Origin of the sequence: Phaeobacter sp. NW0010-22 (genome assembly GCF_040365955.1) — a bacterium.
Lineage (GTDB): Bacteria > Pseudomonadota > Alphaproteobacteria > Rhodobacterales > Rhodobacteraceae > OMPR01.
Genome location: NZ_BAABWT010000002.1, coordinates 448596 through 462361, shown reverse-complemented (window position 1 = coordinate 462361; position 13766 = coordinate 448596). Strand labels below are relative to the sequence as shown.

The 13766-nt window shown below is 54.3% G+C and carries 15 protein-coding genes and 1 riboswitch; of the genes, 10 read left to right on the top strand and 5 right to left on the bottom strand.

Features of this window, described 5'->3' with window-relative positions:
• Window positions 1-29: 29 nt before the first annotated feature.
• From ABWV33_RS06505 to cysQ, 4 genes are read right to left on the bottom strand one after another with little or no spacing between them, the layout of a single operon-like run.
• Window positions 30-1070 (bottom strand): glycosyltransferase family 2 protein, encoded by a 1041-nt coding sequence (locus ABWV33_RS06505; RefSeq protein WP_353329529.1) that lies wholly within the window; start codon window positions 1068-1070, stop codon window positions 30-32.
• A 7-nt stretch (window positions 1071-1077) separates the two neighbouring features.
• Window positions 1078-2061, bottom strand: coding sequence for a UDP-glucose 4-epimerase GalE (gene galE, locus ABWV33_RS06500; RefSeq protein WP_353329528.1), 984 nt, complete (start codon window positions 2059-2061; stop codon window positions 1078-1080).
• A 12-nt stretch (window positions 2062-2073) separates the two neighbouring features.
• A complete protein-coding gene (locus ABWV33_RS06495) occupies window positions 2074-2874 on the bottom strand; it encodes a 3-deoxy-manno-octulosonate cytidylyltransferase family protein (protein ID WP_353329527.1) in 801 nt (266 codons plus the stop codon).
• The gene (gene cysQ / locus ABWV33_RS06490; RefSeq protein WP_353329526.1) at window positions 2874-3671 is read right to left on the bottom strand and encodes a 3'(2'),5'-bisphosphate nucleotidase CysQ; all 798 of its coding nucleotides are present in this window, start codon (window positions 3669-3671) and stop codon (window positions 2874-2876) included. Before cysQ ends, ABWV33_RS06495 begins: the two co-directional genes overlap by 1 nt.
• 122 nt (window positions 3672-3793) lie before the next feature.
• Between cysQ and ABWV33_RS06485 the strand changes: the two genes are divergently transcribed.
• Complete coding sequence (locus ABWV33_RS06485) at window positions 3794-4615, top strand: ABC transporter permease (RefSeq protein ID WP_113824003.1); 822 nt, start codon at window positions 3794-3796, stop codon at window positions 4613-4615.
• Window positions 4612-5232, top strand: a complete 621-nt coding sequence (locus tag ABWV33_RS06480; RefSeq protein WP_353329525.1) for an SH3 domain-containing protein — start codon at window positions 4612-4614, stop codon at window positions 5230-5232. Before ABWV33_RS06485 ends, ABWV33_RS06480 begins: the two co-directional genes overlap by 4 nt.
• Here the strand turns inward: ABWV33_RS06480 and ABWV33_RS06475 are convergent.
• The gene (locus tag ABWV33_RS06475; RefSeq protein ID WP_353329524.1) at window positions 5229-5831 is read right to left on the bottom strand and encodes an alpha-ketoglutarate-dependent dioxygenase AlkB; all 603 of its coding nucleotides are present in this window, start codon (window positions 5829-5831) and stop codon (window positions 5229-5231) included. The genes ABWV33_RS06480 and ABWV33_RS06475 overlap by 4 nt on opposite strands.
• A 214-nt stretch (window positions 5832-6045) precedes the next feature.
• Between ABWV33_RS06475 and dnaK the strand changes: the two genes are divergently transcribed.
• From dnaK to ABWV33_RS06435, 8 genes are all read left to right on the top strand, one after another.
• Window positions 6046-7956 carry a molecular chaperone DnaK gene (gene dnaK / locus ABWV33_RS06470; RefSeq protein ID WP_113824000.1) on the top strand — a complete coding sequence of 637 codons (1911 nt, stop codon included), beginning with the start codon at window positions 6046-6048 and terminating at the stop codon, window positions 7954-7956.
• Window positions 7957-8031: 75 nt separating this feature from the next.
• Window positions 8032-9186, top strand: coding sequence for a molecular chaperone DnaJ (gene dnaJ / locus ABWV33_RS06465; protein WP_113823999.1), 1155 nt, complete (start codon window positions 8032-8034; stop codon window positions 9184-9186).
• Between the two features lie 141 nt (window positions 9187-9327).
• A riboswitch (TPP riboswitch) is annotated at window positions 9328-9429 on the top strand.
• Window positions 9430-9478: 49 nt separating this feature from the next.
• Window positions 9479-10279, top strand: a complete 801-nt coding sequence (gene thiD / locus ABWV33_RS06460) for a bifunctional hydroxymethylpyrimidine kinase/phosphomethylpyrimidine kinase (RefSeq protein WP_353329523.1) — start codon at window positions 9479-9481, stop codon at window positions 10277-10279.
• Window positions 10276-11253, top strand: a complete 978-nt coding sequence (locus tag ABWV33_RS06455) for an FAD-dependent oxidoreductase (RefSeq protein WP_353329522.1) — start codon at window positions 10276-10278, stop codon at window positions 11251-11253. The genes thiD and ABWV33_RS06455 overlap by 4 nt, the downstream gene beginning before the upstream one ends.
• Window positions 11237-11431 (top strand): sulfur carrier protein ThiS, encoded by a 195-nt coding sequence (thiS, locus tag ABWV33_RS06450; protein ID WP_353329521.1) that lies wholly within the window; start codon window positions 11237-11239, stop codon window positions 11429-11431. Before ABWV33_RS06455 ends, thiS begins: the two co-directional genes overlap by 17 nt.
• Window positions 11432-11434: 3 nt before the next feature.
• Window positions 11435-12199: a thiazole synthase gene (locus ABWV33_RS06445; RefSeq protein WP_353329520.1), complete on the top strand. Its 765-nt coding sequence runs from the start codon at window positions 11435-11437 to the stop codon at window positions 12197-12199.
• Complete coding sequence (locus ABWV33_RS06440; RefSeq protein WP_353329519.1) at window positions 12196-12792, top strand: thiamine phosphate synthase; 597 nt, start codon at window positions 12196-12198, stop codon at window positions 12790-12792. Before ABWV33_RS06445 ends, ABWV33_RS06440 begins: the two co-directional genes overlap by 4 nt.
• Window positions 12771-13754 carry a ThiF family adenylyltransferase gene (locus tag ABWV33_RS06435; protein ID WP_353329518.1) on the top strand — a complete coding sequence of 328 codons (984 nt, stop codon included), beginning with the start codon at window positions 12771-12773 and terminating at the stop codon, window positions 13752-13754. The genes ABWV33_RS06440 and ABWV33_RS06435 overlap by 22 nt, the downstream gene beginning before the upstream one ends.
• Window positions 13755-13766 lie beyond the last annotated feature (12 nt).

Genomic DNA, 13766 nt, shown 5'->3' with positions numbered 1-13766 from the left:
TTTAGGTTGCCAAGATCTATTCTTGGGTGTCACCACCCACCAGAGCACATCAAGCCTAAAGATTCCAGTTGTTGCCAACCGGTATAACGCGTGGAATTTGTTGTCCATAAGTCGGGCGATTCAGTGATCTGGTCATAATAATCATCAAAATCAGACGGCGTATGAAAGTGTTGTGCACGCTGTTTTTCGATCGCGGATTTGGAAACAATCTCGGGTAGGAATTTGGTGTGAAGTAAGACGCCAGAAGGGGATGCTCCGCCCGGGCCTTCGTATGTGCTGTTCAGATGTCGGGGCAGGGCTGAATGGCATGAGTTTACATAAGCGTAGCGCCTGTTCCATTTGACCAAGGGGATTTTGTTCAATGTGGGTGACCGGTTAGGGATTTGGGCAAAGAACATACGTTCGCGCGCGCCGCCTTGGACCCATAGATTGCTCAAAGGCTGTTGTCGCTGTGCACGATACGGCGCGGCATCAAACCAAGGCAAAGCGCGGACAGGGTCTTCGCCAGCGGTATAGGAGCACCCGTTCAGCGGTCCCTTTGGATATAGATCCAACAAATGGGCTCCGAAACTGTGACGCCCCTGTTGTTCCAACCAAGCGGTTAAGTCCTGAAGGGCCCGGCTTTCGTGGTGGGCATATACCAATAGCTCGTCTGCATCCAACATCAGGCACCAATGCCCGTCCATGTACTTGATTTGCAGCCATGTCATCCAATCCAAACCAAAGCGGGCGGCATGGTAGCTGTGTTTCGTGTGCCACAGCGAAACATCAGGCTGTTCCGTCAAAAAAGCGCGTGTGCCATCGTCGCTGTCGTTGTCGACGATCAGGAAATGCTGCACACCCAATTGGCGATGATAGTCCAGCACGTAGGGCAGGCGTGTGATTTCGTTGCGCTGGGTCATGACCGCGAGCACATCATTGGGTTTGATCTGATCCGTGCGATCTGTGACGAGCGACAATTGATGGCGACTGCGAAAAGAGCGCCACAGCAACCGTCGACGTTTCCACCGCAGACGATAGGCATCTGCCCATCCAAGGTTGTCCAGTTCTGCGGTGGTGGTCTGCGTCATGCCTGTCCTAGTGGTTGTAATGCCCGGTCTGGTGCCATCGCCACGCATCGGTGATCATTGTCTCAAGCGTTGAGCGGGTCGGAGACCACCCTAGTTCTTGTTCTGCCCGTGTCGAACCTGAAACAAGCTTGGTGCAATCACCCGCCCGACGCGCCCCAATGTTGAAAGGAACTTGGTGGTTGGTCATGGCTTTGGCAGCGCCCATGACCTCTAGCACAGAAAACCCTGTGCCGGTTCCCAGATTGAACACGCGGCTGCCTTTGTCATCTTGAAGCCACTTTAGGCCCAGAACATGGGCATCCACCAAATCGCAAACATGCACGTAGTCACGGATGCAGGTTCCATCTGGTGTATCGTAATCTGTGCCGAAAACGGTCAACGCATCGCGCTTCCCGTCAATCGCATCCAGAATGAGCGGCACGAGATGTGTTTCAGGGCGATGGAATTCGCCTACCTGCGCCTCGGGATCCGCACCGGCGACGTTGAAATAGCGAAAGATAACACTGCGCAATCCGTATGCGGCTTCGAAGTCACGCAAGATGTCTTCGATCGCTCGCTTAGAGGCCCCATAGGCGTTCAGCGGATGTTGTGGTGTCGTTTCGTCCAGCACCACGTTGTCATGTTCGCCATAGGTGGCGCAGGTTGATGAAAAGACGAAATTCAGACAGTTCGCGGCAACGGCTGATTCGATCAGCGTCAGGGAGCCTGTTACGTTATTGGACCAGTATTTGCCGGGTTCTGACATCGCTTCGCCGACCTGGCTGAGAGCGGCAAAGTGCACGACAGCGACCGGGTCATATTTGGCAAACACCTCATCCAGCTTGCCGCGATCCAGCAGGTCACCCTGTTCAAACGGGCCAAATTGAACGGCATCCTGCCAACCTGTAATGAGGTTGTCGTAAGTAACGGGTGTAAATCCCGCTTGGGCCAATGCCTTGCACGCGTGAGAGCCGATATAGCCCGCGCCCCCTGTAACCAGAACATGAGACATAAAAGTACTTTCTTAATCCAAATTCATTTCGGCCATCATGGCCTGTATCTTGGGAACGTCTTCGGGGTTGTTCAATTCCCAGAACTGACGCCCTTTTGCGGCAACCTCAACACACAGAACCTTGCGACCATTTTCCATAAACCGCAGCTGTTCCAACCCTTCAAGGGTTTCCAACGGGCCGGTTTCCCATGTCGGGTAAGCCGCAAGCGCTTCGGGGCGATAAACATAGACACCCACGTGATGAAAAACAGGGGTCCCGTCGGCGTCATCGTAGGTCTTGGAGGTGAACGGAATCACTTCTTTTGAAAAGTACATCGCGCTGTTGTCTTGGGCGAAAACAGCGGTAGTGCCACCAACGCGCCCTTCTTTGCGGTCATTCAAAAGCCCATTCAGTGCGGTGCCATCACAGCGCAAGACTGGTGTTGCGACACCCGCATCTGGCGCGTTCCTCAGCCGGGTTACCAGATCTTCGACAAACCAATGCGGTGTCAAAGGTGCATCCCCTTGCAGGTTTACCACGATGTCGAAATCACCCCCCAAAGCGGCATGCGCTTCAGCACAGCGTTCAGTTCCGTTTGCGCAAGATTCCGATGTCATGACAACTTCGGCGCCAAACGCTTCTGCAGCTTCGCGAATTCGGTCATCGTCCGTGGCGACAACAACCTTATCGACGCCTGACACTGCCTTGGCTGCACGCCAAGACCGTTCGATCAGAGTTTGCGATTGACCAGAGGCACCGGTCAACGGAACAAGCGGCTTACCGGGGTAACGGGTTGATGCATAGCGGGCGGGGATTGCGATCAGAACAGACATCAGGCCTCCTTCAGGTCAACGCCGGGGGCCAAAGCGATGAAAAACGGATTGGCATATCCATCTTTGCCGTATTTCAGCGGGCTGTGGTCATCGAACCGCACAACCTGCCCACCGGCGCCGGTCAAAACAGCGTGACCCGCGGCTGTGTCCCATTCCATGGTGCGGCCTACACGCGGGTAAAGATCCGCCTCGCCTGTCGCAATCAAACAGAACTTGAGCGATGACCCGGCGCTCTTGCTGTCTTTGACGTTGTATTTGTTGATGTAATCATCGGTCGCTTGATCGCGGTGCGATTTGGAGGCAACCACCAGCAATGCGGCGTTATCCGCATCTGATACGGATATCGGTGTGATCTCGCCAACAGTGTTTTTGTCCAGCGCGCCAGTTTCTTCCACCGATTGCCCATCTGCTTGAGTATAGAACATACGGTTTTTTGCAGGTGCATAAACGACGCCGCGTGTGGGCACGCCGTTTTCAACCAGCGCAATGTTCACCGTGAAATCACCTCGGCGGTGGATAAATTCTTTGGTGCCATCCAGCGGATCAACGATCAGAAACGTATCGCCGGTTGTTGAATGCGACTCAGCCTGTTCTTCGGTTACCAGCATCACATCAGGAAAAGCGGCGCGCAGCCCGTCGGAAATTAACGCATCCGCGGCCTCGTCTGCGGCAGTGACAGGGCTGTTATCGGATTTGACCTTAACCCCGAAATCGGCTGAGTCATAAATTTCCATGATTTTGTCACCGGCCTCAAGCGCCAGCGTGCGAATTACCGGAATTAGGTCGTCATAGGTCACAAAAATGCTCCGATTTCGTGATTTGTTGATCTGAGAGACTGATGTTCTTATGCTTTGCAAGAAACGGAACAGCAAGAATTCCGTGTCAGTTTCTGAGCAGTGCTACGAGAAAGACCACATATATGTTTCGTTATCGACGTCATGATTCCCTTCTGAGCGGCGCGCTCACAATGAGTGAGCTGATCTATCATGCGGTGGTCCGGAGTGTTCGGTCTGGGCACAGCAATGCGATTATCGCCTTGGGCAAGAACATGTTGCAGGTCGTGATCTTTGTTGGTGCGTTCTACATGCTGTTTATGATTTTGGGCATGCGGGGGTCAGCGCTGCGTGGTGATTTCGTGCTGTATATCATGTCTGGAATTTTCCTTTACATGACGCACATCAAGGCTGTCGGGGCTGTTGCCGGGGCTGAAGGGCCAAACAGTCCAATGATGCAGCACGCGCCGATGAACACCATTATCGCCATCGCTGCGGCTGCGTTTAGTTCACTTTATACGCAGTTTTTATCGCTTAGCATCATTCTTTTTGGCTACCATGTGGTTGTAAGGCCAATCGAAATTGATGATCCAGGTGGCGCCTTTGGTATGCTGATTTTGGCCTGGTTTACGGGATGTGCTGTTGGATTGATTTTCTTGGCTTTGAAGCCTTGGTTCCCGACAGTTGTTGGTATCATGTCTACACTATACCAACGTGCCAATATGATCGCATCCGGCAAAATGTTTGTTGCAAATGCGCTGCCAACTTTCATGTTGAAGGTTTTTGATTGGAACCCTTTGTTCCATGCCATTGATCAGTGCCGTGGGTTTGTGTTCCGCAACTACTTTCCGCACAATAGCAATTGGCACTATGCGTTGGGTGTAGGGTTGGTTTTGTTGATGTTGGGGTTGATGGGCGAATTTTATACCCGTCGGCATGTGTCTGTTAGCTGGTTTGCACGCCGATGAAGATTCCCGCTCTTGCGATTGCGTTGTTTTCCCTTTGCGGGTCGGCTTGGGCGGAAACGTTCCCGGCGTTGTATGAAGTGACGGGTGTTGCCGCTGATGATGTTCTGAATGTTCGAAGTGCCCCAAATGCGGGCTCACCCAAAGTTGGAACTTTGGTACCTGATCAAAAGCAGATTGAAGTCGTCTTGATAGATGATGCTGCAAAGTGGGGGTTGATCTCTCAGGGTGAAGGGGCTGGATGGGTTGCGATGCGGTTTATGCGCCGGATGGATCAGTCCGCTTGGCACAGCTTAAATCAACCCTTGTCGTGTTCTGGGACGGAGCCGTTTTGGTCGCTCGGTTTTGATCCGGCGCAGCGTGCAATTTCGTTTGATTCGCTTGGTGAGTCCCCAGATCTGTTTGAATTGGAGGCGGGTGCTGTACCGCAGGGGCGGCCTCCCTCCACATTAGGATGGCATGCGCTTTCACAAACCGCATCGATGTTTGCCACACTGCATCTGTCAGCTTGTTCTGACGGGATGTCAGACCGGGCCTATGGCTTGTCCGTCGATCTGTTCATCCAGCAACCGGATGGGTTGGTTGGGTATTCTGGCTGCTGCTCCTTGGAAGCACCTTAACCCGCAACACGCAGGGTCAAGTTGATGCGCCCCCCCTTGGGGAGCAGGCGGGAAGATTTGTATCGGATCCGGTCAATCCCGTGATAGGCCAACCGAGCTTCGCCACCCATTACAACAACATCCCCTGAGCTGAGCCAGATCGAATCTGATTTACCACCCCGCGTTGCGCTGCCCATACGGAAGAGGGCATCGTCCCCCAACGAAATAGATACCACCGGCCAAGAAAAATCTGCTTCATCCTTATCTTGGTGCATCCCCATCTTTGCTTTTTCGCCATAATAGTTGATCAAGCAGCTGTCGGGCAGGCGATCTTGTTGGGTTACAAGCCGCCAAACATCCAGAATACGCTGCGGGATATCTGGCCACTCTGTGCCTTTTGGGTGGGCGTCGGCGTAGCGATATCCCTCTGCGTCAGATGTCCAGCCCAGGTCCCCGGCAGACGTCATTCTGACCGACATCGGTTTGCCTTTCGGGGTCGTGGGGGAAAACAAAGGGGCGGTTTTCAGAATAGGGCGCAGCGCCTGAATCAGTTCTGCCTGCCAAGCGTTATTCAGCGCTGTTTTGTGAATCTCAAACCCTCGGAGAACAAGTCGGGTCATGAAAGAAGCTCCATTCGTTATCAAAGCCTTGCCAAAAAAGGACGAAGAATCACAAAAAGCCGCATTTCACAGTGCTTGCAGCCCTCTTGTCTCGTCCCTATATACGCCGAGACGCGCGATGGTGTAGTGCTATTGCGCAACACGGATCGGGGCCAGAATGCCGTAATGGGTTCAGGCCTCGGGTAATCGCCTTGAAGAGAAAAGGGATCAAAGCATGAGCAAGGTTATTGGTATTGACCTCGGGACCACAAACAGCTGCGTTGCCATCATGGACGGCTCGCAACCCCGGGTTATTGAAAACGCAGAAGGTGCACGCACCACTCCGTCGATCGTCGCATTTACCGACGACGAGCGTCTGGTAGGTCAGCCGGCAAAACGCCAGGCCGTCACCAACCCTGATAACACCGTTTTCGGTGTTAAGCGCCTGATTGGCCGTCGTAATGACGACGCGCATCTGGCCAAAGACAAGAAAAACCTGCCATTCAACGTCATCAATGGTGGCAACGGTGACGCATGGGTCGAAGCCAAGGGTGAGAAGTACTCTCCCTCGCAGATCTCAGCGTTTATTCTGGGTAAAATGAAAGAGACCGCCGAGAGCTATCTTGGCGAAGACGTGACGCAGGCGGTTATTACCGTTCCCGCGTACTTTAACGATGCGCAGCGTCAGGCGACCAAAGACGCCGGTAAAATCGCTGGCCTTGAAGTTCTGCGTATCATTAACGAGCCGACCGCGGCTGCGTTGGCCTATGGTCTCGACAAAGAAGAAACCCAGACCATCGCGGTATATGACCTTGGTGGTGGTACCTTCGATGTGACCATTCTGGAAATCGACGACGGTTTGTTCGAAGTTAAATCGACCAACGGCGACACCTTCTTGGGTGGCGAAGACTTTGACATGCGCATCGTCAACTACTTGGCTGAGCAGTTCAAAAAAGAACACAACGTTGATCTGACCAAAGACAAAATGGCCCTGCAGCGTCTGAAAGAAGCTGCTGAAAAAGCCAAGATCGAACTGTCTTCTGCGAACCAGACCGAAATCAACCAACCCTTCATCTCGATGGATCCGTCCTCGGGTACGCCGTTGCACATGGTTCTGAAACTGACACGCGCCAAGCTGGAATCTCTGGTTAGTGATCTGATCAAAGCTTCTATCAAGCCTTGTCAGGCTGCGTTGAAAGACGCCGGTTTGTCCGCAAACGAGATCGACGAAGTCGTTCTGGTTGGTGGTATGACCCGTATGCCGCGCGTTGTTGAAGAAGTGACAAAGTTCTTTGGCAAAGAGCCGCACAAGGGTGTGAACCCGGACGAAGTTGTTGCGATGGGTGCTGCCATTCAGGCCGGTGTTCTGCAGGGCGACGTCAAAGACGTGGTTCTGTTGGATGTGACGCCATTGTCCTTGGGTATCGAAACCCTGGGTGGTGTATTCACACGCCTGATCGACCGTAACACTACGATCCCGACCAAGAAATCTCAGGTATTCTCGACTGCCGAAGATAACCAGAATGCTGTGACTATCCGCGTGTTCCAAGGCGAACGCGAAATGGCTGCAGACAACAAGATTCTGGGTCAGTTCAACTTGGAAAGCATCCCGCCCGCACCGCGCGGCATGCCGCAGATCGAAGTGACTTTTGATATCGATGCCAACGGTATCGTATCGGTTGGGGCGTCTGATAAAGGCACCGGCAAAGAGCAAAAGATCACGATCCAAGCGTCTGGTGGTTTGTCGGACGCGGACATCGAAAAGATGGTTCAGGACGCCGAAGAAAATGCCGAGGCTGACAAAGAACGTCGTGAGCTAATCGAAGCGAAAAACCAGGCCGAGAGCCTTATCCATTCGACTGAAAAGTCGATGGAAGAGCATTCGGACAAGGTGGATCCAACCACAATCGAAGCCATCGAGCTGGCAATTGTTGCGCTGAAAGACGAGATCGAAACGGACAATGCCGAAAAGATCAAGTCTGGCATCCAGAACGTAACCGAGTCTGCGATGAAGCTGGGTGAGGCAATTTATAAGTCGAGCCAAGCCGAGGCTGACGAAGAGCCAACAGCTGCAGATGCGGGTCCGGGCGAAGATGATATCGTCGATGCGGAGTTCGAAGATCTGGACAACGACAAACGTAAGTAACGGGTAAACCGGGCCAAATTGGGCCGGTCCGGGATCCGGACCGGCCCGATTTCGTTGAGGCAGAAGGAAAAACCGATGTCAAAACGTGACTATTACGATGTGCTCGGCGTGTCCAAGGGCGCGTCTGCGGCTGAGATCAAGAAGGGCTTTCGCGCAAAGGCCAAAGAACTTCACCCTGACCGCAACACAGACAACCCTGACGCCGAAGCTCAGTTCAAAGAAGCTGGCGAAGCGTATGAGGTCCTGAAAGACGAAGAGAAAAAAGCAGCGTATGACCGCTTTGGTCATGCCGCCTTTGAAAACGGCATGGGCGGTGGCGGTCAGCAACGACCGGGCCAAGGCTTTGGCAGCGGCGATTTTTCATCTGCGTTTTCGGATGTGTTTGATGATCTGTTCGGCGACTTTATGGGTGGCCAACGTCAAGGCGGTGGTGGTCGTCGTGCAGCGCGTGGGTCTGACCTGCGTTACAACTTGCGGATCTCACTGGATGATGCCTTTGCGGGCATGCAAAAGACCATCAATGTGCCGACTGCCGTGGGCTGTTCTTCGTGTGACGGAACCGGGGCCGAAGGTGGTGTAGAACCCACTACTTGCCCGACCTGTTCGGGCATGGGGAAAGTACGTGCACAGCAGGGGTTCTTTACGGTTGAACGTACTTGCCCGACCTGTTCGGGTTTAGGGCAAATCATCAAGAACCCATGTAAATCGTGTCAGGGTGCAGGTCGTGTCGAAAAAGACCGCGCGCTGTCTGTCAACATTCCAGTTGGCGTTGAAACCGGTACGCGTATTCGTCTCGCTGGCGAAGGCGAAGCTGGCATGCGCGGTGGTCCTCCGGGTGATCTCTACATCTTTGTAGAGGTGACGCAGCACGATCTGTTTGAACGCGATGGGGTGAACCTTTATTGCCGCGTACCGGTGTCTATGGCCAAGGCTGCGTTGGGTGGGGCTATCGAAGTTCCCACGATTGACGGCGGGCGTGGTCGCGTACAAATCCCGGGCGGTAGCCAATCAGGGCGTCAGATGCGTTTGCGTGGCAAAGGTATGCCAGCCCTTCGTGGTGCAGGCGTTGGTGATATGTTTATTGAGCTGGCTGTTGAAACGCCGGTCAATTTGACAGCACGTCAAAAAGAGATCCTGCAAGAGTTTGAGGATCTGAGTGAAGACAACAACCCTGAGAGCAAATCGTTCTTCTCTTCCGTCAAATCCTTTTGGGACGGCATGAAGGGTTAAGTACTCTTGGTTTTGAAAAGAAGGGGCCGCCTTGTCAAAAGGGTGGCCCTTTTTGCATCTGGAATACATGATAAGTCCAGTTTTCCTATCCAGAACTTACATTTTGGATATTGAAACCTCTGCCAACCCCTGTGATGTAGGTGCCAACCGTTGGGGTGCCTCTAAGGCTGAGAGATGTTCGCGCATTAACCCATCGAACCTGATCCGGGCAATTCCGGCGTAGGAAACGGTAAATGTGTCAAGACGACCCTCCCGTGCCCGGCGTTGCCCCTTTATTTTGGTGGAGCAACATATGGCGCAAATCGCCCTAACAATTGCAGGATCTGATAGCGGAGGCGGGGCCGGTATTCAGGCTGATCTCAAGGCGATGTCAGCGTTGGGCGTGTATGGTGCCAGTGTCATTACCGCGGTGACCGCACAAAATACACAGGCTGTGACGGCTGTGCATGGCATTCCTTTGGACGTGATCGCGGCCCAGATCGATGCGGTGCTGTCTGATCTGAATGTCGGGGCCATCAAGATTGGCATGCTGGCCACACCAGAGATTATTCAAACCGTTGCCGATGGCATTGCCAGTTTTTCTGGGCCGATTGTGCTGGACCCGGTGATGATCGCTAAATCCGGAGATGCATTGTTGGCGCGAGAGGCTGTGCAAACATTGCGCGATGTGTTGCTGCCACGCGCGACAGTCCTAACACCGAATTTACCTGAAGCTGCTTGTTTGTTGGAATGCATGGTCGCAGAGACTCCTGCTGAAATGGCTCAACAAGGGGCGGCGCTTTGTGGCTTAGGGGCACAGGCAGTTCTGATGAAAGGCGGACATGCCGAAGGAGCTGTGTGTCACGATTTGCTGGTATCTGCCGACGCCATTCTGGGGGATTATAGCGCACCCCGGCGCGAGACCAAGAACACACATGGCACAGGCTGTACGCTATCCTCATCGATCGCTGCTGGTTTGGCCAAAGGCTTGGATCTGCCATATGCGATAAAAGGTGCGCATGATTTTCTCCAAGGTGCAATTGCGCAAGCCGATACCTTGGGCGTGGGCCATGGTCACGGCCCAGTGCATCATTTCCATCGGACTTGGGGATGAGCGATGTTGCTGTTATAGGCGCCGGTGTTGCCGGTCTTGCTGTTGCAACCGAATTGGTCGCGGGTGGGGCAAAGGTTGACGTGTACGATCCGGCTGGTCTACCGGGTCCGCATGGCTGTTCTTGGTGGGCGGGTGGTATGCTTGCACCATGGTGTGAGTTTGAAAATGCCGAAGAACCTGTTTTGCGGTTGGGTCAAAAGGCCATTGAGTGGTGGGCGAGCAAAACTGAGATCACGCGCAAGGGCACGTTGGTCGTCGCCAGCGCCAGAGATCTGCCAGATCTGCGCCGGTTCGCACGGCGGACCGAGGCGTTCTCTGAGGTCGCGCGTGAAGACATTGCCCAATTAGAACCTGATTTGTCCCGTTTCGGAAAGGGGCTGCATTTCGAACAAGAGGCACACCTTGATCCACGCAAGGCGCTACAGGATCTGTACCGAGGGTTGGTCGACAACAAGGTAACGTTTCATCGCCAACTTGCGCCACCTCGATTGCCGCTTTCTGTGGATTGCCGGGGACTACATGCACGTGACACGTTGCATGATCTGCGCGGGGTCAAGGGTGAGATGTTGATCATTCGCTGCCCAGATCTGACTCTAACAAGGCCTATTCGCCTGCTTCACCCGCGCATGCCACTGTACATCGTCCCGCGAGGGGATGGAATCTACATGCTGGGCGCGACGATGATTGAAAGCGAAGACAGCAGCCGGATCACTGCGCGATCGATGCTGGAGTTGCTGAGTGCGGCCTATGCCCTGAATCCCGCCTTTGGCGAGGCTGAGGTGCTTGAGATCGGCGTTGATCTGCGGCCTGCCTTTGCTGACAACCTGCCTCGTATTCGAAGGTTGGGGCGAACCGTTTATGCCAACGGTCTCTATCGTCATGGCTATTTGCTTGCGCCTGCCTTGGCGCAAGGCGTGGCGGATCTGGTGCTGGAAAATAAATATTCGGAGATGGTCGATGAAGATCGTGCTTAATGGTGAACCCCGTGTCGTGGGCGCTGATACCTTGTCTGCCTTGCTAGAGGAGTGTGGCTTTTCAGGCCGCGTTGCCACGGCAGTAAACGAAGGGTTTGTGCCAGCGTCCTTGCGCATCGCGCACATACTAAAAGATGGCGACCGGGTCGAAGTGCTCGCGCCGATGCAGGGGGGCTGAGGGATGCGGACCTTTTATGGGACGGAACTGGCGAAGCCTTTGATGCTGGGCACGGCACAATATCCCAGCCCCGCAATTCTTGAGCAGGCGTTTCGTGAAAGCGGCGCGGCGGTGGCAACGGTGTCTTTACGCCGTGAAGGCGGCGCTGGGCAGACATTTTGGCAAATGATCCAAGATTTGGGTGTGAATATCCTGCCAAACACGGCCGGATGCCACACAGTGAAAGAAGCGGTCACAACCGCTCATATGGCCCGCGAGGTGTTTGATACCCGTTGGATCAAGCTGGAACTCATCGGTCATTCAGACAGCCTGCAACCGGATGTGTTTCAACTGGTCGAAGCAGCGCGCATTCTGACCGAAGACGGATTTCAGGTCTTTCCCTACACGACGGACGATTTGGTCGTGGGCGAACATCTGCTTGAGGCCGGATGCGAAGTGTTGATGCCTTGGGGGGCCCCGATCGGGTCTGGACGGGGTTTGAACAATGAATACGCCCTGCGCGCGATGCGGTCTGAATTCCCTGATACCCCGCTGGTTGTGGATGCTGGGATAGGTCGCCCCTCCCATGCCGCCCATGCGATGGAGTTGGGATATGACGCGGTCCTGCTGAACACGGCGGTTGCCCGCGCGGGTGAGCCGCCAATGATGGCTAAGGCGATGGCTTTGGCAGTCGAAGCCGGGCGTTTGGCCTTTGAGGCTGACCCAATTGAGGCCCGCGATATGGCCGAAGCCTCAACTCCAGTTATTGGAAAGGCGTTTTTGTCATGAGCCTTGATCGTTTCTATCCCATATTTGATCACACGGATTGGTTAGAGCGGGTGCTCCCCTTGGGCATCAAATTGGTACAACTGCGGATCAAGGATCAGCCGGATGCGGTAATCCGCGAACAGATCGCCAAAGGGCGGGACCTGTGTGCCCAATACGGGTGTGCCCTAGTTATCAATGACTATTGGCAGGCGGCCATTGATCTGGGCGTGGAGTGGCTGCATTTGGGTCAAGAGGATTTGGACGAGGCTGATCTGAAAGCTATCCAAAAAGCGGGTCTAAAGCTGGGCGTTTCCACACATGACGATGATGAATTGGAACGGGTTCTTGCGATAGAGCCTGCCTATGTGGCGCTGGGACCGGTCTACCCAACTATCCTAAAAAAGATGAAGTGGCACCAGCAAGGCCTGCCGCGTGTGACGGAATGGAAAGAGCGGGTTGGGAGTATCCCACTGGTCGGGATCGGCGGGATGAATGTTGAGCGTGCGCCCGGTGTGCTGGAGGCCGGTGCCGATATCGTGTCTGCGGTGACGGACATAACCCTCAACGCAGATCCCGAAGCGCGTGTTCGTCAATGGATCGAGGTCACAAGGTGAACCGGTATGCCCGTCAGATGATCCTGCCCGAAGTCGGGGCAGAAGGGCAGGAGCGCTTGTCTGCAGCGCGGGTCTTGGTAATCGGGGCGGGTGGCTTAGCAGCTCCTGTATTGCCCTTGCTTGCGGGGGCTGGTGTTGGCCACCTGACAATTGTGGATGGGGACACAGTTGATCTGTCAAACCTACACCGCCAGACGTTGTTTTCTGAGGGCGATTGCGGTCAACTCAAAGCGGAAGTTACCGCGCAACGCTGCCGAGAATTGAACCGTGACATCGAAGTAGTTGCAAAGAATCAGGCTCTAACAAGTGAAAATGCCACTGATTTGATCGCAAACGCAGATCTGGTTCTGGATTGTGCCGATAGTTATGCGGCGACCTATACGCTGAGCGATACATGTCTGACATTGGGTAAACCCCTGATCAGCGCATCGGTGTTGGGTTTGGGCGGATATGTCGGCGGGTTCTGTGGCGGTGCACCGTCTGTGCGCGCCATTTTTCCTGACGCCCCGGACAGCGGTGCAAGTTGTGCAACGGCTGGTGTGTTGGGGCCGGTTGTTGGCCTAATCGGTTCTATGCAAGCGCAGATGGCGCTTGCCGTTTTGCTGGGACTTGATCCATCGCCGCTGGGTCAGATCATGCAGTTTGATGCGCAAAACTATCGTAGTACCTCGTTTCGGTTTGATGACGCACCCGAGCCGGATCAAAGTCTGCGATTTGTCGGGCTGCCAGAGCTAACCGACAGTGATCTGATCATCGAATTGCGCGGTGTGGATGAGGCCCCAGAACCAATCCTGCCCTCGGCGAACCGAATTCCACCAGATGAGGTGCTGAACCACCTCCCTGATCCCAGCACACGCATTGCGTTGTGTTGCGCAACGGGCTTGCGGGCTTGGCGCGCGGCAGAACGCATTCAACAGAATTGGCCTGGCGATATTGTTCTCGTCGCGGCTGCTACCTCCTAATACTCAAAAGGA